Below are 20696 nucleotides of genomic sequence, written 5' to 3'. Positions count from 1 at the left end.
CGGCCGGGTGCACCTTTGGTGCCGGGCTTGTCCACGCGCGCATCGCGGCGTCGCACTACTCGCTCAACCTTTCCTCGGAAAATGGGATTCGCACCATTTTACGGGGCGGCACCGGGAAATTCCCGCCGCTAGAATCCCAGCTTCACAAGTTGCTTCGGGTCGCGCTGCCAATCCTTGGCTACTTTGACGTGGAGGTCCAGGTAGATCCTGGTTCCGAGGAGGGCTTCGATCCCCTTGCGGGCGTTCGTGCCCACCTCACGCAAGCGGCTTCCGCCTTTTCCGATGATGATGGCCTTTTGGGACGGCCGTTCGACGTAAAGGTTGACGCGGACATCGAGCAGCGGGTTGTCTTCCGAGCGGCCCTCGCGGGGAACAATCTCCTCAACGACGACGGCCAAGGAGTGCGGAAGCTCGTCGCGGACGCCTTCCAGGGCGGCCTCGCGGATGAGCTCCGCCACCATGACGGCCTCGGGCTCATCCGTCAGCTCCCCGTCCGGGTAAAGCGGCGGAGAGGACGGCATGTGGCCGATGAGGACGTCAGCCACAGTGCTTACCTGGAAGCCGTCGGCCGCGGACACCGGAACGATGTCCGCCCAGCCCTGTTCGCCGAGGACTTCACGGCCGAGTTCCGCCACCGCCAAAAGCTGCTCGGTCAGGGCTTGCCGGTCCACGAGGTCGGTTTTGGTCACGATAGCGACAACCGGCTTGCGGCCGACGGCGGCGAGCTGGGCCGCGATGTACTTGTCGCCGGGTCCGATTTTCTCGTTGGCGGGCAAACAGAAACCGATGGCATCCACTTCGGAAAGGGTGTCGGCTACGAGGTCGTTGAGCCGCTTGCCAAGAAGGGTGCGCGGACGGTGCAAGCCGGGCGTGTCGACGAGGATCAGCTGGGCATCTTCGCGATGGACGATTCCCCGGATGGTGTGCCGGGTGGTTTGCGGCTTGGCGGACGTGATCGCCACCTTTTGGCCCACCAAAGCGTTGGTAAGGGTCGATTTGCCCGCGTTCGGCCGCCCGACAAGGACAGAGAATCCTGCGTGGAAGCCGCCAAAGTCCTGATCGGCGTCGAGCTTCTTATTGTGCTTGCTCACGTGGAACTCCCTGTTGCGTTGTGTCGCCCTCGTCGAGAAGGTCTTCAAGGTCAGTGTCTTCTTTTGGAATGGCTGCCGCAATGATATGGCTTACCCGGTTCCGCCGGCCTTCCAGCCTATCGGCTTTGAGGGAGATCCCGCTGATTTCCACGGCGCTGCCCACGATCGGCACCTTCCCGAGTGCTTTGGCCATGAGGCCGCCCACGGTGTCCACCTCGTCGTCGTCGAGGTCGATATCGAAAAGTTCCCCGAGGTCATCGATACTCATCCTGGAGCTGACACGGTATGTTCCGTTGCCAAGGTCGATGACTTCCGCAGCGGTGGCGTCGTATTCGTCCACGATTTCGCCGACGATCTCTTCGATGAGGTCCTCGAGCGTCACGAGTCCTGCTGTTCCGCCGTATTCGTCGATGACCACTGCAACATGGGTGGTTTCCTGCTGGAGCTCGCTGAGGAGATCGCTGACGGGCTTGGATTCCGGCACGAAGCGGGCCTCGCGCACAAGGGAATCGACGTCCTGCCGGCCGGAAGTCTGTTCGGGGCGGTGCAATGCCGCGGCAACGTCCTTCAGGTAGAGGATTCCACGGATCTGATCGGCGTTCTCTCCAATGACCGGGATCCTCGAATAGCCCGAACGAAGGAACAAAGCCATGGCCTGCTCCAGGCTCGATCCGGAGTCGATGCTGACGATATCCGTGCGCGGAACCATAACGGAGCGGACCAGCGTGTCGCCGAAATCGAAGACCGACTGGATAAGTTCCGCCTCGCTGTCTTCGATCATGTCCGACTCAGTGGCGCGGTCCACGAGCTCACGGAATTCTTCTTCGCTGAAGAAGGCGTCGTCGCCGCTCGGCGCTCCGGGAGCAACCGCGACGCCGATGGCCACCAACCACGCCGGAATGGGGCCGAGGATCCAGCAGAGGAACCTGATGAGCGGGGCCGAAAAGCGGACGATCCCCGCGGAATGGGCACGTCCGAGCTGCCGTGGAGAAACGCCGACCAACACGAAACCGATCACGGCCATGATGCCGGTCGCCGCCAGCCCGGCAAGCCATACGTTGTCCAGGAGGCTGCGGATGACCACGGCTACGGCCACGGCGGACGCCATCTCGAACCAGATGCGCCAGAACCTCAAGGCGCGAATGTGGGCGACGGGTTGGGCGAGGATGCTGCGCAGGGAATTGCCCCTGCTTTTGACGATGGCTTGTTCTGCCTCATGGCGTGGCAGAAAGTTGAACGCAGCCTCCGCCGCGGTCAGCAAGGCGACGAAACTCAAGAACACCAACGCCATGCCGACCAGGATGATCGAGGTCACTGCATAGTCTCCATGGGGGCGTCCTTACCGAGGAACGCGGAGAGCAGCTCACGCTGGAGGCCGAACATTTCTTCCTTCTCCTCCGGTTCGGCATGGTCGAAGCCAAGGAGGTGCAGGATTCCATGGGTGCAAAGCAGGAGCATCTCGTCTTGCGTCGAATGCCCCGCGTTTCGTGCCTGTACCTCGGCTACTTGGGGGCAGATTGCGATGTCCCCAAGCATGCCTTGGGGAGTCTGCTTCCCGGGTGTTCCCGGCGTTAATTCGTCCATGGGAACGGACAGGACATCAGTGGCGCCGGGTTCGTCCATGAGCTCAATGTGGAGCTTTTCCATGGCGGGTTCGTCCACGAGCAGGATCGATAGTTCGGCCTGCGGGTGGATGTAGAGGCGTTCGAAAATGAATCGCGAAAGCGTCACCAATTGCGCTTCGTCGACCTGGACGCCGGATTCGTTGTTGACTTCGATACTCATCGGCGTTCTCCCCGTTTGTCGTGCGTGGGCGTGTGCTGTGCACGTACCCGGTGTTTTTCGTCCCAGCGGCTGTACGCCGAGACGATGTCGGCCACCAAGCGGTGACGGACGACGTCGGACGCGTCCAGCATGGTGAAGTTCACGTCCTCGATTCCGCTGAGGATCTCCTCGACGATGCGAAGGCCTGAAGTGGCGCCGAAGGGCAGGTCCACCTGCGTGATGTCCCCCGTAACGACCATTTTGGAACCGAAACCAAGCCGCGTGAGGAACATCTTCATTTGTTCCGCGGTGGTGTTTTGGGCTTCGTCGAGGATGATGAATGCGTCGTTGAGGGTGCGGCCGCGCATATACGCGAGGGGCGCAACCTCGATGGTTCCCGCTGCCATCAGGCGCGGAATCGACTCGGGATCGATCATGTCGTGCAGTGCGTCGTACAGCGGACGCAAGTACGGGTCGATCTTGTCGCTTAGCGTTCCAGGCAGGAAACCGAGCCGCTCCCCTGCCTCGACGGCGGGTCGCGTGAGGATGATCCGGCTGACTTCCTTGAGCTGCAGGGCCTGGACCGCTTTGGCCACTGCGAGGTAGGTCTTGCCTGTACCGGCCGGCCCGATGCCGAAGATCACGGTGTTGTCGTCGATGGCATCGACGTAACCCTTCTGGTTGAGGGTTTTCGGCCGGATCGTCCTGCCTCGGCTGGAAAGGATGTTGTGCGTCAGGACATCGACGGGATTCTGCAAGGTTTGGCTCCGCAGCAAGGAAACGAGCTGCTGCAGGACATCAGGCGTGATGACGGTTCCCTTGCGGACAAGGCCGCGCACTTCCTCCAGGAGGCGCATGATCCGGGGAACATCGCTGGAAGGACCGCTGAAGGAGAGCTCATTGCCCCGCACATGGAAGTCGACTCCCGGGAACTGGGCTTCGATGTAGCGCAAGGCTTCGTCATGGCTGCCTAGCGTCTGAACCATCTGATCAGAGTTGTCGAATACAACAACTTCCGTCCGGGCGCCCGGTACTGAGTGTGGAAACTCTGCCGGACCTGTATCAACGCTGCCGGCCCGGGGCCGCCCGTTCAATGACTCTGTCATAGTGCTGGCCTTGCGGCCTGTGCTCCTCCGGTTTGGGTACGTGTGCCTCGATGTTCTTCTCGAAGTCCCGTTCGCCGGATAGGCCTGCATTACGGGCTCGGAAGTGATTTCAATCCTACGCCAGCCACTGTCAATGTCGCGCCCGGGGCGCCTTCCGACCCCTTTGATATCAACTCCGCATCGGCCACGTATCAATCGGGTTGCAGTTCGAAGGCAGACCGTCGAAATGCCGATGTCCGGCGTGGAGACTGTGACAAGCTGATTTGTGGGCAAAACAGCCCGGCTCCCCGTTTTTGCGGAGACGCTATTCCCGCGCCCCGGCGCCCGACGAGCAGGAACCATCATCACAAGGCCAGCCGAATGTCCCCAGGCCCGGAGCAAGCGGAAGCGTTCCGCCGCGCTTGCGGGCTCCGTGGTGGCTGCCCTTTTGCTGACGGGGTGTGTCGCCGAGCGCAGCGGTCCGGGAACCACGACGAGCCCCGCCTCGTCACTGGCCCTCCAAGCCGCTCCGGCCAGCAACGCTCCCCTCGAAACCACCCAGGCGTCGAACAAGGTTCCCGTGTACTGGATCGGCAAGAGCGGCGACGATACCTACCTGTACCGCGAGTTTCGTGACAATCCGGGCAATGAAAATCCGGTCACCACCGCCCTTCGGATCATGATGTCCCAGAAACCGCTGGACCACGATTTCTTCACCCCGTGGCAAAACCCGAGCGACCTCGCGACCTCGATCTCCGGTAAGAACGTGGTCACAGTTGACGTATCGCGCGATGCATTCAATTCGAACCTCGACGCCGACGCGGCCCAGAAGGCGGTCCAACAACTCGTCTACACTGCCACCGCCGCTGCGGCCAGTGCGGGGTTGATCGACACCAGTCAACAGATCCAGGTCACTATCCTTGTTGACGGGCACACCAACTACATGGCATTCGGCCAGGTCAAACTCGGGGATCCGATGGTCCGGGACGCCTCAGTGGTAGCTCCGGTCTGGATCATCGATCCGCAGGAGGACATGACCCTGGGGTCTGGCCCCGTGAAGTTTAACGGCCGGAGCACGGATCCATCGAAGAAACTGCACTGGCAGATCCTGAAGGAAAACTCCAACGGCGATAAGTCGTCCTACTTGGCAGGGCAGACTTCGGCATCCAATGCTCCCGATCAACCCGGGGCGTTCAGCTTTACGGTGGGCCTTGGAGCCGGCCGATATGAATTGCGGGTCTCCATCGTGGGCGCCAACAATTCCGACGTCGGGACGGACACCCGTTCATTCAACGTCCGCTAGCCGCCCCAATCGCGGCAGGCGGGTTGCCGCCGTCGGGGTTCTTTTACCGAACCGCGCTTCTGCTACCAGCGGCCGAGGATGTCACTCGCCAGGACGACGGCTGCCGGTCCCGCCGTCGATGAACGAAGGACATGGTGGCCCAGCAAGGCCGTAACCGCTCCGGCGTCGCTCAGTTTGGTCACTTCCCTTGGCGAAATGCCGCCTTCGGGTCCAACGATAAGCAAGACCTCCCGCGCCGCCCCGGCACCGCCATGCGAAGTCCGGCCGTTCCAATCTTCCAAGACATCGCGCAAGGGGCGCTTCGCGTCTTCGTGGAGGATGATCGCGAGGTCGGCAGCGGCAACTGCCGACGCCAGGCCGGAACCGTCGACGGCGGCACGAACCTCGGGAATCCAGGCGCGCCTGGCCTGCTTGGCGGCCGCCGCAGCTACGGATTGCCACTTCGCGTGCGACTTCGCGGCCCGTTCCCCCTTCCAGCGCACAATCGAACGCTCGGACTGCCACGGAACCACGGCGTCAATCCCGAGTTCCGTCGCCGTTTCGACTGCAAGCTCGTCGCGATCGCCCTTCGCGAGGGCCTGCACCAAAACTAGCCGGACCGCGGGCTGCGGCTCTTCCCGCACATCCACGGCAAGCACCGTGAGGCTGCCCTGGCCCGCTGCCGTGACGCTTCCAACGAGCCGCGTCCCGGCGCCGTCGACGATATCGACGCTTTCGCCTACTTCGAGGCGCTTGACCGTGACGGCGTGCTTGGCCTCGGAGCCGTCGAGCACGAAGGAATCACCCGGCCGCAATCCGTTCAGGGTTCCCTCCGGCGTAAAAAATACGGGGTTGCTCACCGCTACAGGTTACCGAGCTTGTCCCGGAGCTTGGCGAACACACCGCCGCTCGCCACGAGCTTCCCCTCGGTGAACTGCTCCCCCCGCAACTTGGCGAGTTGGCGAAGCAGGTCCTCCTGGGCGGCGTCGATCTTCACCGGCGTTTCGACGTGCAGGTGCACCTTGAGGTCTCCCCTGCCGTAGCCGCGAAGGTGGGTGACGCCGAGCCCGCGCAAAGTAATGACTTCGCCTGCCTGTGTACCAGCCTTGACGTCGATCTCCTGGGGACCATCGAAGGTATCCAGCTGAAGCTCGGTGCCCAAGGCCGCGGCGGTCATGGGAACGCTCAGGGTGGCATGGAGATCGTCGCCTTCACGCATGTAGGTAGCGTCCGCGTTGACCCGGATCTCGACGTAAAGGTCGCCCGGAGGGCCACCGGCTGGTCCTGCCTCGCCTTGTCCGGAAAGCTGGATCCGGGTGCCGGTAGCCACGCCTCCCGGAACCTTGACGGTCAAGGAGCGGCGGCTGCGGATGCGGCCCTGGCCGTTGCACTCGTTGCAAGGATCCTTGATGATCGTGCCGAAGCCTTCGCAGGATCCACAGGGGGCGGCGGTCATGACCTGTCCGAGGATCGAACGCACCGCGCGCTGGACCTGGCCGGACCCGCCACAGATATCGCAGCGTTCCGGGTGGGTGCCCGGGCGGCAGCAGGAACCTTCACACGTGGGGCAAACCACCGCGGTGTCCACTTCAAGTTTCTTGTTCACACCGAAAACAGCTTCGCGGAGATCGATGCGGACACTGATCAAGGCGTCCTGGCCGCGTCGCACGCGGGACGCGGGTCCGTGCATGCCCCCGCCGCCTCCGCCGAAGAACGTGTCGAAAATGTCCTGGAAGGCGAATCCCTGGCCGGCGTAGCCGCCTCCAAAGCCGTTGTCCGTGCCGTTTTCGTTGCCCGTGGCGTCGTAAACGCGGCGCTTCTGGGGGTCGGAGAGGACTTCGTAGGCGTGGGTCACGGCTTTGAATTCCTCAGCGGCGCCTTCCCCCGGGTTCACGTCAGGGTGCAGCTTCCGGGCGAGCTTGCGGTAAGCCTTCTTGATCTCCTCGCCTGTCGCTTCCGGCGAGACGCCTAGAACGTCATAGTGGCTGCTCAAAGTCGTTATCTCTTCCTTGTTGAATTGCGTTTTCTTGCGAACGGGGTTTCCGTGGAAACTCAGCCGCCCAGAATCCGGGAAAGGTAGCGTGCGACGGCACGGACTGCCGCCATGGTGCTGGGGTAGTCCATCCTCGTGGGCCCAAGAATGCCGATCTTGGCGCTGCTGTCAGGACCGTAGCCCGTCGCCACGACGGAGGCCTCGGAAAGACCGTCATAAGGGTTCTCGCGGCCGATGCTGACAGTGACACCCCGCGGGTCTTCGGCCATGTCGGAGAGCAAGCGCAGCATGACCACCTGTTCCTCGAGTGCTTCGAGGACGGGGCCGATGCTGAGCGGAAAGTCCACATTGGAGCGGGCCAGGTTCGCGGTTCCGGCCATGACCATGCGCTCGTCCCGGCTCCTGTCAGCCAGACGCTCCAGGCCGTGGGCGAGGGTGCCGGCCAAGCCGCGAAGGCCCGGCGGGCACAACGCGACAACCGATGGCAGGACCTGCGGCATGAGGTCCAGCTGTGATCCTGCGATGCTTCCGAGGAACCGGGAGCGCAATGTCATGAGGTCTTCGTCCGAGGTATCCGCGCCGGATTGGACGACGCCCTGTTCAACCTTGCCGGTATCGGCGATCAGCACTACGAGAACCTGGCGCGGTGCCAAGAGGACAAACTCGATGTGGCGTACGCGCGCGCGGCTGATGTGCGGGTACTGCACGACGGCGACCTGGTTGGTCAGTTGCGACAGGAGCCGGACCGTCCGCTCAAGGATGTCTTCGACGTCGTCCGGGCCCGCAAGCAGGGAATGGATGGCGCGCCGTTCCGCCGGTGAAAGAGGCTTGACCTCGGAGATGCGGTCGACGAACAGGCGGTAGCCCTTGTCGGTGGGTATCCGCCCGGCACTTGTGTGCGGCGCAGCGATGAGGCCTTCCTCTTCCAGGAGGGCCATGTCGTTACGGATGGTGGCGCTTGATACGCCCAGATGATGGCGTTCCACCAACGCTTTGGAACCGACGGGCTCGCGGGAGTGGACGTAGTCCTCCACGATGGCGCGCAACACTTCAAGCTTGCGTGGCTCGCTCACTCCCCACCTCCACTCAATGACCCGGTATTCGACAACGGGTATTCAACCATTAGCACTCAACATGCCCAAGTGCTAACAAGTCTAGTATGAGCCGCCGCGTTGTTAGCATTGGTACCGCTTGCGGCGAACATGATTCCCGCGCGATCCGGCGGAAATGTTCCGGATCCCGATCGATCCCTAGCGCAAAGTGGTGTGAAGACCGTGTCGTATGACAATTGGGGCCCGCAGGACTTGGCAAAGCCAGCCAAACGGCAACTACGCGAGGTCCCCGTGGAGCGGGGAATGGTCCTCGAGGACGTCCAGTCCGGGTGGGTCGGCGCCGTCACAAGGATCGAAAAGTCCGGCGGCATGCACGTTGTCGTCTTGGAGGACCGTAGGGGGAAGAACAAATCCTTCCAGCTCGGTTTCGGGTTCCTGCTGGACGGGGAAGCGGTGAAGCTCTTGCCTCCGGCGCCACGTGCGACCGGCGCCGTGGGGAAGCAACCGGGCCGCACGGCGTCGGGATCGGTTCGGGTAGCGGGCCAGCGCGCCCAGGTCGCGAAAGCGAGCCGCATCTGGGTCGAAGGAAAGCACGACGCCGAACTGGTTGAGAAAGTCTGGGGAGACGACCTCCGCGTGGAGGGAATCGTCGTCGAACCCCTCCACGGCGTGGACGACCTCAAGTCTGCCATTGCAGAATTTTCCCCCGGCCCGGGCCGAAAGCTGGGCATCCTGGTGGATCACCTCGTCCCGGACTCCAAAGAGTCCCGGATCGCCGCCGACGCCATGACGCTGCCAGGGGCCGCGGGAAATGTCCTGATCGTCGGCCATCCCTATGTGGACGTATGGCAAGCCATCCGACCCAAGGTCCTGGGAATCGAGCAGTGGCCCACTATCGCACGCGGCACGGATTGGAAGACAGGCATCCTGAAATCGTTCGGCTGGCCGCATGAGACGGCCGAGGATATCGGGCTTGGCTGGCAGAAACTCCTCGGCGCCGTGAGGAGCTATGCCGACTTGGAAGCGTCCCTCTTGGGCCGGGTGGAGGAAGTCATCGACTTCCTGACCGCACCGACTTCCTGATCGCCATATGCGGATTCTGCCGGGTTGGTCCCCTGATTTCGCGCCGACCAAGTATTCTGGGACAGCAACATCGCACCGACAGATACCCGAAGGAAGAAACAGTGGCAGACAACGCTCCTGACGAACGGGATGCCTCAGCGGGCCAATCCCAGTACCACGGCGTTCCTGCCAATGCATTGCCGTTGACGGCCACGGAGGACCGCCAATGGGCAACACTCGCGCACTTCGGCGGGATCCTTGGCTGCGTGCCATCGCTCTTGATCTACCTGATCTTCCGTGAGCGCGGGCCTTTCACGGCACAGGAATCCAAGGAAGCGTTGAACTTCAGCCTGCCGCCCACGGTTGCCGCGGTGCTCGCCAACCTCCTGGTCATGCTCCCCGTGGTCGGAAACGTGTTCGCGGTCATTGCGACGGGCATCTGGGTCGCCCTGGCGTGCTTTTCGGTATCCGCAGGGATCCGCGTCAACCACGGCCAGCCCCACCGCTACCGCTTCAACCTCCGCTGGATCAAGTAGCGGAAGATTGCCGGCTGGGTGGCACCAGTCCCTCGGGCGGTGCCACCAGCTGAGGGCTTGAGTCAGTCCGGAAGGATACGACGCACAACCGCGTCGGCCAGCAAGCGTCCTTTGAGGGTCAGCACCAAGCGGCCTTGGAAAGCTGCCGCAGGTTCCACCAATGCATCGGCGATCAGCCCGGCCACAGCATGCCGACCGACCTTGTCCAAGGCATCGACCTCAAGGCCGGAGCCGAGCCGCGCCTCCAGCATGATGCGCTCCACTTCGCGCGTTCCGGCGTCGAGCGTTTCGCGTCCGGCCGCCGGTGACACGCCTTCCCCTAGCCGATTGGCGTAGGCGGCGGGGTGTTTGACATTCCACCAGCGGACGCCGCCGACGTGCGAATGGGCGCCGGGGCCGATGCCCCACCAGTCGTCTCCACGCCAATACGCAAGGTTGTGCCTGCAGGCCTGTTCGGGAGAACGCGACCAATTACTGACCTCGTACCAATCCAGGCCGGCCTCGCTGATCAGCTGATCGGCGAGTTCATACTTGGCGGCGTGGTCGTCGTCGTCGATCTGCGGAACTTCTCCGCGCCGGATCTGGGCTGCCAACTTGGTTCCGTCTTCGACGATGAGCGCATAGGCACTGATGTGGTCCGGTTCGTAGGACAGGGCAGTTTCCAGCGACGTCCGCCAGTCCGCCATCGACTCGCCCGGAGTTCCGTAGATGAGGTCGAGGCTCACCGCAAGGCCCGCGTCGCGCGCCCATTGGACCACCAGCGGAACCCGGCTTGGTGTGTGAGTGCGGTCCAGGACTTTGAGCACGTGCGGAACGGCCGACTGCATCCCGAAGGACACCCTGGTGAAGCCCGCGTCCGCGAGCAGCTGGAGCGACTCCCGGGTGACCGAGTCCGGGTTGGCTTCCGTTGTGACTTCGGCTCCCGGCTCAAGGCCCCACTGCCCGACGGCGGCACCGAGGATCCGTGCGAGGTCTTCAGCAGGCAGGAGCGTGGGAGTGCCGCCGCCGAAGAACACGGTGCTCAAGGGCCGGTGCGGCAGACCCGAAGCGTTCAGCGCGCGGGACGCGAACTCCACTTCCGAGACTGCCGTCGACGCATACGCCGCTTGGGATGCCCCGCCGCCGAGCTCGGTGGCCGTGTAGGTATTGAAGTCGCAGTAGCCGCAGCGCACCGCGCAGAACGGGATGTGCACATAGAGCCCGAACTTGCGCGACCCTACGCCGTCGAGCACCTGCGGCGGCAACAGGCCGTCCACAGGTGCCGGATCGCCGAGCGGCAAAACGCTAGGCAAAGTGTCCTCCATGTGCCCGTTCCGCGCAGCGCGGCTGCCCGGCGGTGTGGGCGACGAACCGCATTACTTCTTGGCCTTGTCCTTCGACTCGTCCGTGGTCAGGGCTGCGATGAACGCCTCCTGCGGAACCTCGACGCGACCCACCATCTTCATCCGCTTCTTGCCTTCCTTCTGCTTTTCCAGAAGTTTGCGCTTACGGGTGATGTCACCGCCGTAGCACTTGGCAAGGACGTCCTTGCGGATTGCCCGGATGCTTTCCCTCGCAATGATGCGCGATCCGATCGCAGCCTGGATAGGCACCTCGAACTGCTGGCGCGGAATGAGCTCGCGCAGTTTGGTTGTCATCATGACGCCGTACGCGTACGCCTTTTCCCTGTGGGTGATGGCACTGAACGCGTCAACCTGCTCGCCTTGGAGCATGATGTCCACCTTGACGAGATCGGCGACCTGTTCGCCGTCGGCCTTCCAGTCAAGCGAGCCGTAGCCGCGTGTTTTCGACTTGAGGATGTCGAAGAAATCGAACACGATCTCGGCAAGCGGAAGGCGGTAGCGGATTTCCACCCGGTCTTCGGAAAGGTAGTCCATGCCACCCATGACTCCACGCCGGCTCTGGCACAATTCCATGATGGCCCCAACGAATTCGTTGGGAGCGAGGATCGTGGCCGAAACCATCGGTTCGCGGACTTCAGCGACCTTCCCTACGGGGTACTCGCTGGGGTTCGTGACGTGGACGACCTTTTTGTCCTCGAGAGTTACTTCGTATTCCACGTTGGGGGCCGTGGAAATGAGGTCCAGGTTGTACTCGCGCTCGAGCCGTTCACGGGTGATTTCCAGGTGCAACAGCCCCAGGAAGCCTACGCGGAAACCGAAGCCAAGCGCGGCCGAGGTCTCAGGTTCGTAGATCAAGGCGGCGTCGTTGAGCATCAGCTTCTCCAGCGCATCGCGGAGTACCGGGTAGTCCGTTCCGTCCAGCGGATAGAGGCCGGAGAAGACCATCGGCTTGGCGTCCGCGTAGCCGCTCAAAGACTTGGCAGCCGGCTTGGCCTGGTTGGTCACGGTATCGCCAACCTTGGACTGGCGAACGTCCTTCACACCCGTGATGAGGTAACCGACTTCACCCACGCCAAGGCCCTTGGAGGGAGTGGGCTCCGGGGAACTTACGCCGATTTCCAGGAGTTCGTGGGTTGCCTTGGTGGACATCATTTGGATCCGCTCGCGCGGGTGCAGCATGCCATCCACCACCCGGACGTAGGTGACGACGCCCCGATAGGTGTCGTAGACCGAGTCGAAGATCATGGCACGGGCCGGCGCGTTGGCATCGCCCACGGGAGCGGGGAGGTCGCGGACGATCTTGTCCAGGAGCTCCTCCACGCCAACGCCCGTCTTCCCCGAGACGCGCAGAACGTCCTCAGGGTCGCCGCCAATGAGGTTGGCGAGTTCTGCGGCGTACTTCTCCGGCTGTGCGGCGGGAAGGTCGATCTTGTTGAGTACCGGAATGATGGTGAGGTTGTTCTCCATCGCCAAGTAGAGGTTGGCGAGGGTCTGGGCTTCGATGCCCTGTGCCGCATCCACCAGGAGAATCGCGCCTTCGCACGCAGCGAGCGAGCGGGAAACCTCGTACGTGAAGTCCACGTGGCCGGGAGTGTCGATCATATTCAGGGCATAGCTGGTTCCGTCGAGTTCCCACGGCATGCGGACCGCTTGGGACTTGATGGTGATGCCGCGTTCCCGTTCGATATCCATGCGGTCCAGGTACTGGGCCTTCATGTCGCGGGGCTTGACGACGCCGGTGAACTGCAGCATGCGGTCGGCCAGGGTCGATTTGCCGTGGTCGATGTGGGCGATGATGCAGAAGTTCCGGATGATGGCCGGATCTGTCGCGGCGGGCACCGGTGCGGTGCGGGCCATGGGAGACACGCAGGGTCCTTACTGTCGACACTCACACGGCTGAACCCCGGACTGGTGTGGACCAGCCCGGCACGTGCCGTTTATCTGAACCTATAGTCTCCCATGAAGATGGCGCCGCTTGTGCATTGTGATACAGCCGAAAGTACGGTGGTGCCATGGCGTCAAACAAAAGCTTGCTCGGCAGGCTCCTCAAAGGTTCCCTCGGCTACCTTCGACGGATCGCGGGATCCCCGGCCGGAACACGGCCCGCAACAAAGCCCGGCCAGGTCGCGGGGACCGGCGTCGGGCACGGTACGCGTCCCTATCCTGGCGACTTCCGTGGCCGCGTCTCACCGAGCTACTCCCCCCGGCCCGACGGGAAACCCGACCCCGGAGAGATCGTCTGGTCGTGGGTCCCCTACGAAGAGGACTACTCGCAAGGGAAGGACAGGCCGGTCCTCCTGATAGGTCACGACGGCGGGTGGCTGCTGGGGCTGATGCTCACCAGCAAGGACCATGACAACGGGCGGCACGCGGACGACTACGTGGACATCGGTGCCGGTCCTTGGGATCCGCGCGGACGCGCAAGCGAGGTCAAGATTGACCGGGTGATACGCCTGGACCCGTCGTCCGTACGGCGGGAAGGCGCTGTCCTGGACAAGCGGACATTCCAGCTCGTGGCCCGCGGGCTGGGCGCACGACACGATCCCGCCTAGCTGGAATATCCGTGGAATGGCACCGGGTCTGCTAATATTTATGGCTGTGTGTCCGTGCAGGTCGACGGGCACTCATGGTTGGCTGCCATAGGCATCCCCACGCCGCTCAGTCGATGGCCAACCTGACAACCCTCTAGACCATTTCCGCATTAACAAGAGAGTTCACACACGTGGCTAATATCAAGTCCCAGAAGAAGCGCATCCTCACCAACGAAAAGGCTCGCCTGCGTAACAACGCTGTCAAGTCTGCGCTGAAGACGGCCATCCGCGCCGTCAACACTGCCGTTGAGTCCACGGACAAGGAAGCCGCTACCAAGGCTCTTGTTGCTGCCAGCCGTAAGCTGGACAAGGCTGTCAGCAAAGGCGTTATTCACAAGAACAACGCTGCAAACCGCAAGTCCGCGATCTCCAAGAAGGTCAGCGCACTCTAAGGTTTTTCCAGTTCGACTGAGCTGAAGGCGAGGCCGGTACCCGATGGGTACCGGCCTCGCTTATTTAACGGCGCTGCGGCGCTGTCAGGGGGGCGACGCTGGCAGGGCCTGGTGGCCGGGTTGCAGCTCAGCGGCCCCTGGCCGAGGTGGCGATGACAGTCACTGCGTGTTCGACGGCGTACACCGGATCCCGTGACAGCCCTTTGACCTGCGCATCTGCCTCCGCGGTGACCTGGATGGATCGGATCAGGCCCTCAGGAGTCCAGCGCCGGACGTCCCGTTGGGCCTGTTCTACAAGCCAGGGTTGCATTCCAAGCTGCCTCGCGATGTGCGCCGATGACCCCTGCGCTCCCGCCACCTTCGCGAGGGTGCGAAGCTTGGCGGCAAGCGCGGCAACCAGGGGCACCGGATCTACCCCGGTGGCGAGGGCATGACGGAGGCTTGAGAGGGCGAGCGGACCGTTGCCGGCCATGGCAGCATCTGCCACCTTGAATGCAGTGGCTTCGACGCGTCCCCCGTAGTAGCGCTCCACAGTTGCTGCGTCCACTGCCGTTGTGGAGTCCGAGATCAGCTGGCTGCAAGCCGCAGCTAGTTCGGAAAGGCTGGCTCCCACTGCGTTGACGAGGGCTTGGACTGCCTCGGCGTCGATGCGCCGGCTCCCCGCTTTGAATTCAGCCACGACGAAGGCCGTCTTCTCGGCGTCCTTCTTCAGTGGTTGGCAGTCCACAACGGGCCATCCCGATGACTTGATCGTATCCAGGAGCTTCTTGCCGCGTACGCCGCCGGCGTGGCGAAGAACCACGACGACGTCGTTTTCCGGCTGCGCGAGGTATGCCAATGCGTCGGCGAGGAAAGCGTCGTTCATCGATTCCAAGCCTTCGACTTCGATGAGTTTCGCTTCGTCGAACAGCGACGGGGACACGGCCATCGAAAGGGTGCCGGATTCGTAGCTTCCGGCATTGAGCTTGGTGACTTCGACGTTCGGCGAGACCGTACGCACCTGGGAGCGGATCCTGTCCATGGCACGGATTCCGAGGTACTCCTCCGGGCCGGTGACCAGTACGACGGCGGACGGTGCGGCGTCCCTCCAACTGACTGTGTTCGCCGCGGGAGTTTTCGCCTTGGAGGCCTGGGCAGCAGCCAATGTCGCTTCCTTCCAGATGGTTTTTCGCAGAGTCCCAGTCTCCCACGTCGGGCAGACCGCGTGGTGATCCCCCAACGACGTCGGACACGGCTACCGCCGAAGGCTCACGGAGGGCAGCTCGCCGAAGGCATCCAGGTAAAGGGCTGAAAAGCGTCCCTGGTGGGAGAACCCGCAGCGTTCGGCTATCGAAACAATGGTCTCCTGGCCCGGCTCGGCCGCGAGGAGCATTTCACGCGCCCGGTCCAGTCGTACGCTCCGCAAGACCTCAGACGGTGTTGCGCCGAGCTCGGAGCGCAGGGCCGACTGAAGGGTCCGTACGGAAACCCCCAGATTCTCGGCGATGTCGGGGACCGCAAGCTCTTCCGAGGCGTGCCGTTCCAGTAGCTCCCGGAATCTTCGGATCAGCAGGCTTTTGGAATCCGTGTTGCCGCCTTCGCCTCCATCGGGCGCCCCCTCCATCGCCATGAGCAAACGGGACAGCATGGTATCCACGAGCAGTTGCTGAACAAAGACGGGGGCAGTGCTGGAGCCCTGGCTGATCATGTCGTCATGGAGTTCCACAACCGACCTCAAGAACGCGCGTCCAGGAGAAGCTGCAAGGTCGAGCGCATAGCCAAGGGGCACGCCGTCCCGCGCCTTTTCGCCGTATAGCTGCGTGGCGACTGAGGCGAGGGCGATGCGCTTGATGTAAACGATCAAATGCGGTGTTCCGCTGTCCCAAGTCATAGAGAACGGGCGGTCGACCGGGGGAACAGTCGCCATTCTGGGGCTGGAGTCCACGGTTTCAGAGCCCACATTCAAACGTGCGTGTCCAGCGAGGGGAATCTGGACCAGATGGAAGTCCTCCAGGCCCTCCGGGTTAATTCGCACTTCTGCACCGTAATCAAGGTACTCAATCCCAACATCACCGCGGTGGAGGGACCGAAGCTTCATGTCAACGGACTTCACATGCGCTTGCGGAACAAGGTCGTGGCCACAAAACAGCTCAGCAATCCTTTGGTGAGCATCGTCAACATCGGTTGCGACGACGGTTGGGCGGCCTCTTAGGACGTCGCGCGGGAGAATCCTCGCCATCTCGCGCACCTGACTTCCTCGTTTGCGTTTTTTGGATGCGCCCTGCGCCAACTGGATATACCGGGTTCCGGGGCGTGAATAGAGTCACTTTTAGAACAAGTATGACGCAGGTCACGGAAAAGCTATAACAACATCCCGTTGGAAGAGGTGAGCAGCGAGATGAAGAACGTCAAACTCGTACACGAGCGCCGCATGGAATGGGAACGGACTCATCCAAAGCCAACTCCCAGGCTCGCTGGCAAGTAACCGCTCCACCGGGCATGACGAGCGTCATGTGGAACAGACACCAGATCATCACAATGAAAGGGTTGACCATGTCAGGACTCTCAGGCAGGACCGCTATCGTCACAGGCGGAGTAACCAAGATCGGCCAGGGCGTCGTCACAGCGCTGCGCGAGGCAGGGGCCACTGTGGTTGTAGCCGATATTGATGCCAAAGGCGGCGCCCAGCTCGACTCCTTGGATGGGGGCATCAGTTTTTCTCACACGGATATCACGGATGACGCTGCAGTTTCCCGGCTCATGAAGGACACCGCGGCGCTGTATGGTGGCATCGATATCCTGGTCAACCTCGCCTGCACATACAAAGATGACGGTGCAGGATCCAACCGCGGCGACTGGCTCGAGGCACTGAACGTGAACCTGGTCAGCGCCGTGATGGCAAGCACGGCAGTACGGCCCTACCTGAGGGCCTCGCAGCACGGAGCGATCATCAACTTCACCTCGATTTCCAGTTCCGTTGCCCAGACGGGACGCTGGCTCTACCCCGCCAGCAAGGCCGCGCTCGTCCAGCTGACCCGGAGCATGGCAGTAGATTTTGCCGAAGACCACATCCGAGTCAACTCGGTCAGTCCGGGATGGGTTTGGAGCAACATCATGGATTCACTGAGCAATGGAAGCCTCGACAAAACGGACGCCGTGGCGGCCCCCTTCCACGTCCTGAAGAGGGTGGGACGGCCCGAAGAGATCGGAGCTGTCGTCGCCTTCCTCGCCAGCGACGCGGCGAGCTTCGTGACGGGCGCTGATTGGGCGGTCGACGGCGGGTACTCCGCATTGGGTCCGGAACGCGCCGAAGAAACCATCCCCTTACTCGCCGCCGAAACGAGGTGACGACAAATGAACGCGATCACGGTCGTGCACATGGGCCTCCCGGGATGGGAGCAAATCTTTCCCGAGCCTGCCCGGAGACCGGGCCAAATCGCCACTCCCCCATACATCCACGGATGCCGAGACAGTAGAGAGACAAGGGCAACACTATGACACAGCGCCACATCACCATCGTCGGAGCCGGGCAGTCAGGCCTGCAGCTTGGAATCGGCTTGTTGAATGCAGGATTCGCAGTAACCACAATCTCCAACCGCACCGCGGAAGAAATCCACGAAGGCAAAGTCTCCTCAAGCCAATGCATCTTCCATGATGCCCTGGAACACGAAAGGAGGTTCGGGCTGGATTTCTGGCCTGATGCCCCAACTGTCGACGGGATCTCCTTCACCATCCCGCATCCGGAGGTCCCGGGACAAAAGGCCATCAACTGGGCATCCCGTCTGGACAACCCGGCGAAATCCATCGACCAGCGGGTCAAATTTCCCCGGTTCATGGAGGAGTTTGTGTCCCAAGGGGGCGAACTCATCTTCGAAGACGCCGGCGTAGAGGACCTTGAACGCTACACTCTCAACTCTGACCTGGTGATCGTTGCCGCAGGCAAGGGCGAGATTGCCCAGCTTTTTACTCGCGACGCCGTCCGCAGTTTCTACGATGCTCCGCAACGCGCCTTGGCCCTGACCTACGTCAGGGGCCTGGAACCAAGGCCGGAGTTCTCTGCTGTCTCTTTCAACCTGATTCCCGGCGTCGGCGAGTACTTCGCTTTCCCGGCCCTCACCACCACCGGTCCGTGCGAAATCATGGTTTTTGAAGGGGTCCCCGGCGGACCCATGGATTGCTGGAAAGGCCTCTCGGCCGAGGAACACCTGGAGACGTCCAAGAACATCCTCGAGACATTCCTGCCTTGGGAAGCTGACCGCGCAGCCGACGTCGAACTGACCGACCCCAATGGTTTCCTGCAGGGCCGATTCGCGCCCACCGTCCGCCACCCCATCGCGACGCTGCCTAGCGGCCGGAAGGTTCTTGGCCTGGCGGACGTCGTCGTCCTGAATGATCCCATCACGGGGCAGGGCTCCAACAATGCCAGCAAATGCGCTGCATCCTACCTACAGAGCATCAAGGAGCACGAAGAAGGCGACTTTGACGCGGACTTCATGCAGGCAACGTTCGAAAAATACTGGAACTATGCCCAGCATGTTGCGCAGTGGACGAACGCCCTGCTGGCGCCCCCGCCGCCCCACGTTCTTCAACTTCTTGGCGCGGCCGGGCAGTCACCCGAAATCGCCCACCGCTTCGCCAACGGCTTCAACAACCCGCCGGACTTCCAGGAATGGTTCATGTACCCGGACAAAGCCGCAGCATATCTGGAGAGCGTGACCTCCGTGGCCGCGTCCTGACCGCCCCGTCCTAACCGTTCACATCCCGTCATGAAGGAAACCTAAGATGCGAAAAATCGCAATTGTCGGTGCTGGTGAATCCGGTGCGCAGCTGGCCCTGGGCCTACAACGCGAGGGCTATGCGATTACCCTGTTCTCCGACCGCTCGGCAGCCCAGATCCGCACGGGCAGGGTCATGTCCAGCCAATGCGTGTTCTCGACCGCGCTCGCCGCGGAAGCGCAACTCAGTCCGGCGCTATCAGGCCTCTACGACGGCGGGACCGTCCCCGGAATCAACGCGCTGACACTGCGCGTTGAAGGCGATTCGGCAACGGAGCGGATCGAGTGGGGGGCCCCCTTGGAGGGGACGGCCCACTCGATTGACCAGCGGATCAAAAGCGCTGCGTGGATCGAGACCTTCGTTGCCGCCGGAGGTGACTTCCGGATAGAGAAGGTGACCCCGCGGATGCTGGAGGAACTCTCACGCGACTATGAGCTCATCATCGTCAGCACCGGGAAAGGGGAAATCGGCCAGATTTTCCCCAAAGACAAGTCGAAGTCCCCTTTTGATCGGCCGCAAAGGGTCCTGGCCCTCAACTACGTCTCAATCACCTCGGCCGCTGACGAACAACGCCCGGACAGTATCCGCATGTCAGTGGTGCCCGGAGTCGGTGAGTTCTTTACCTTTCCCGGGCTGACCGTATCCGGTCCGTGCCAAATGATGGTCTTCGAAGGCGTTGTTGGCGGTCCCATGGATAGATGGACTGATGTAACTACGCCCGAAGAACAGCTAAGCCGCTCATTGGAAATCCTGGATGAGTTCTTCCCCCACGAGTCGAAGAACTTTGCAGGCGCAAGCCTCACCGATGCCGGAGCAACGCTTCTGGGCCGGATTACCCCTACAGTCCGCTCCGCGGTTGGCGAACTCGCGAATGGCGAACTGGTCTTCGGGCTGGGAGACGCCGTCCTCCTCAACGACCCCCTCACTGGGCAGGGTTCAAACAACGCCACTTTGGCCGCCCGCTACTATCTTGATTCCGTCCTCCGCAGGGGCCAGCAGCCATTTGACAGGGGCTGGATGGAACAGACGTTCGATGAGTTCTGGCGCGGGTGGGGGCAGTGGGCAGTCGCGTGGACCAACGACATGCTCAAGCCGCGGCGGGACCACCAGAGGTTGGTGCTCAGTGAGGCTTCGAGCCACCAAGCGCTTGCCTCCAGGATCGCCGAGGGCTTCGATGATCCCCGCACCTTCTACCCTTGGTGGTTCGATCCTGCTGCTGCCTCAGAGTTCGTGCAGACCCAGAAGGAAGAAGATTCAGCTGTCTTCGACCTCAGGGATTTCAGAAGCGCCCTCGGACAGTTCGCCACTGGCGTCACCGTGGTCACTACGCTTGGCGCGGACGGTCGCAAGGTGGGCATGACAGCCAACTCCTTTGCCTCGGTTTCCATGGAACCCCCACTGGTCCTGTGGTGCCCCAGCAAGAAGGCCCCGAGCCTTGTGGATTTCGAGGATTCCACCCACTTCGCCATCAACATCCTCGCCAGCGACCAGCACGTGTTGTCACGGCAATTCGCCACACCATCAACCGACAAGTTTGCCGGCGCGGAAACCTCGGAAGGAATTGCCGGGATTCCGCTATTGGAGGGAGCGGTGGCCACCTTCCAGTGCAGGACTGTATCCCGCCATGACGCCGGCGACCACGTGATTTATGTCGGCGAGGTGGAGAAATACGAGAACACCGGAGGATCACCCCTCGTGTTCCATAGTGGCAAATACCACGCCACAGCAAACCACCCGGACTTCTGAGGAA

19 protein-coding genes are annotated in these 20696 nt (G+C 62.3%); 8 read left to right on the top strand and 11 right to left on the bottom strand.

The genetic code is table 11. From position 1 onward, the window contains the following. Positions 1 to 128: 128 nt before the first annotated feature. The 4 genes from era to E1809_RS16180 are packed head-to-tail and all read right to left on the bottom strand — an operon-like array spanning position 129 to position 3961. Positions 129 to 1091: a GTPase Era gene (era, locus tag E1809_RS16195; protein WP_133205272.1), complete on the bottom strand. Its 963-nt coding sequence runs from the start codon at positions 1089 to 1091 to the stop codon at positions 129 to 131. Beyond that, positions 1075 to 2406, bottom strand: a complete 1332-nt coding sequence (locus E1809_RS16190) for a hemolysin family protein (protein WP_133205271.1) — start codon at positions 2404 to 2406, stop codon at positions 1075 to 1077. The genes era and E1809_RS16190 overlap by 17 nt, the downstream gene beginning before the upstream one ends. After that, entirely contained in the window at positions 2403 to 2876 is a 474-nt protein-coding gene (ybeY, locus tag E1809_RS16185; RefSeq protein ID WP_133205270.1) for an rRNA maturation RNase YbeY, read from the bottom strand. The genes E1809_RS16190 and ybeY overlap by 4 nt, the downstream gene beginning before the upstream one ends. Then, positions 2873 to 3961 carry a PhoH family protein gene (locus E1809_RS16180; protein ID WP_133205269.1) on the bottom strand — a complete coding sequence of 363 codons (1089 nt, stop codon included), beginning with the start codon at positions 3959 to 3961 and terminating at the stop codon, positions 2873 to 2875. The genes ybeY and E1809_RS16180 overlap by 4 nt, the downstream gene beginning before the upstream one ends. 412 nt (positions 3962 to 4373) lie before the next feature. Here E1809_RS16180 and E1809_RS16175 point away from each other — a divergent pair, with 412 nt between their 5' ends. Further along, positions 4374 to 5243: a GerMN domain-containing protein gene (locus tag E1809_RS16175; protein WP_133205317.1), complete on the top strand. Its 870-nt coding sequence runs from the start codon at positions 4374 to 4376 to the stop codon at positions 5241 to 5243. Between the two features lie 62 nt (positions 5244 to 5305). On the opposite strand, the gene E1809_RS16170 is transcribed toward E1809_RS16175, so the two are convergent. The 3 genes from E1809_RS16170 to hrcA are packed head-to-tail and all read right to left on the bottom strand — an operon-like array spanning position 5306 to position 8288. Then, positions 5306 to 6082 carry a 16S rRNA (uracil(1498)-N(3))-methyltransferase gene (locus E1809_RS16170; protein ID WP_133205268.1) on the bottom strand — a complete coding sequence of 259 codons (777 nt, stop codon included), beginning with the start codon at positions 6080 to 6082 and terminating at the stop codon, positions 5306 to 5308. A gap of 2 nt (positions 6083 to 6084) precedes the next feature. Continuing rightward, positions 6085 to 7215, bottom strand: coding sequence for a molecular chaperone DnaJ (gene dnaJ, locus E1809_RS16165; protein ID WP_133205267.1), 1131 nt, complete (start codon positions 7213 to 7215; stop codon positions 6085 to 6087). A gap of 59 nt (positions 7216 to 7274) precedes the next feature. Further along, a complete protein-coding gene (hrcA, locus tag E1809_RS16160; protein WP_133205266.1) occupies positions 7275 to 8288 on the bottom strand; it encodes a heat-inducible transcriptional repressor HrcA in 1014 nt (337 codons plus the stop codon). 201 nt (positions 8289 to 8489) lie between these two features. Between hrcA and E1809_RS16155 the strand changes: the two genes are divergently transcribed. Further along, positions 8490 to 9350 (top strand): DUF3097 domain-containing protein, encoded by an 861-nt coding sequence (locus E1809_RS16155; protein WP_133205265.1) that lies wholly within the window; start codon positions 8490 to 8492, stop codon positions 9348 to 9350. A 101-nt stretch (positions 9351 to 9451) separates the two neighbouring features. Continuing rightward, positions 9452 to 9865: a DUF4870 domain-containing protein gene (locus tag E1809_RS16150; RefSeq protein ID WP_133205264.1), complete on the top strand. Its 414-nt coding sequence runs from the start codon at positions 9452 to 9454 to the stop codon at positions 9863 to 9865. 62 nt (positions 9866 to 9927) lie between these two features. Here E1809_RS16150 and hemW read toward each other — a convergent pair whose 3' ends face one another. After that, positions 9928 to 11157 (bottom strand): radical SAM family heme chaperone HemW, encoded by a 1230-nt coding sequence (gene hemW / locus E1809_RS16145; protein WP_133205263.1) that lies wholly within the window; start codon positions 11155 to 11157, stop codon positions 9928 to 9930. Positions 11158 to 11220: 63 nt separating this feature from the next. Continuing rightward, on the bottom strand, positions 11221 to 13074 hold the full coding sequence (gene lepA / locus E1809_RS16140) for a translation elongation factor 4 (protein ID WP_133205262.1): 1854 nt from the start codon (positions 13072 to 13074) through the stop codon (positions 11221 to 11223). Positions 13075 to 13220: 146 nt separating this feature from the next. On the opposite strand from lepA, the gene E1809_RS16135 reads away from it, so the two are divergent. After that, positions 13221 to 13760: a type II toxin-antitoxin system PemK/MazF family toxin gene (locus E1809_RS16135; protein WP_133205261.1), complete on the top strand. Its 540-nt coding sequence runs from the start codon at positions 13221 to 13223 to the stop codon at positions 13758 to 13760. Positions 13761 to 13930: 170 nt separating this feature from the next. Continuing rightward, on the top strand, positions 13931 to 14191 hold the full coding sequence (rpsT, locus tag E1809_RS16130) for a 30S ribosomal protein S20 (RefSeq protein WP_133205260.1): 261 nt from the start codon (positions 13931 to 13933) through the stop codon (positions 14189 to 14191). Positions 14192 to 14318: 127 nt separating this feature from the next. Here the strand turns inward: rpsT and holA are convergent, their stop codons facing one another. After that, complete coding sequence (gene holA, locus E1809_RS16125; RefSeq protein ID WP_133205259.1) at positions 14319 to 15335, bottom strand: DNA polymerase III subunit delta; 1017 nt, start codon at positions 15333 to 15335, stop codon at positions 14319 to 14321. A gap of 90 nt (positions 15336 to 15425) precedes the next feature. Continuing rightward, positions 15426 to 16409, bottom strand: coding sequence for an AraC family transcriptional regulator (locus E1809_RS16120; protein WP_133205258.1), 984 nt, complete (start codon positions 16407 to 16409; stop codon positions 15426 to 15428). Positions 16410 to 16723: 314 nt separating this feature from the next. On the opposite strand from E1809_RS16120, the gene E1809_RS16115 reads away from it, so the two are divergent. The 3 genes from E1809_RS16115 (at position 16724) to E1809_RS16105 (ending at position 20692) form a co-directional block, all read left to right on the top strand. Then, complete coding sequence (locus E1809_RS16115; protein ID WP_133205257.1) at positions 16724 to 17518, top strand: SDR family oxidoreductase; 795 nt, start codon at positions 16724 to 16726, stop codon at positions 17516 to 17518. Positions 17519 to 17664: 146 nt separating this feature from the next. Then, the gene (locus E1809_RS16110) at positions 17665 to 18906 is read left to right on the top strand and encodes a styrene monooxygenase/indole monooxygenase family protein (RefSeq protein WP_133205256.1); all 1242 of its coding nucleotides are present in this window, start codon (positions 17665 to 17667) and stop codon (positions 18904 to 18906) included. 46 nt (positions 18907 to 18952) lie between these two features. Continuing rightward, positions 18953 to 20692: a flavin reductase gene (locus E1809_RS16105; protein ID WP_133205255.1), complete on the top strand. Its 1740-nt coding sequence runs from the start codon at positions 18953 to 18955 to the stop codon at positions 20690 to 20692. Positions 20693 to 20696: the final 4 nt, after the last annotated feature.

This window comes from Arthrobacter terricola (assembly GCF_004354015.1).
GTDB classification, from domain to species: Bacteria; Actinomycetota; Actinomycetes; order Actinomycetales; family Micrococcaceae; genus Arthrobacter; species Arthrobacter terricola.
Note: the sequence above shows the minus strand (reverse complement) of the source record. Positions and strands in the feature narration are given on the sequence as shown.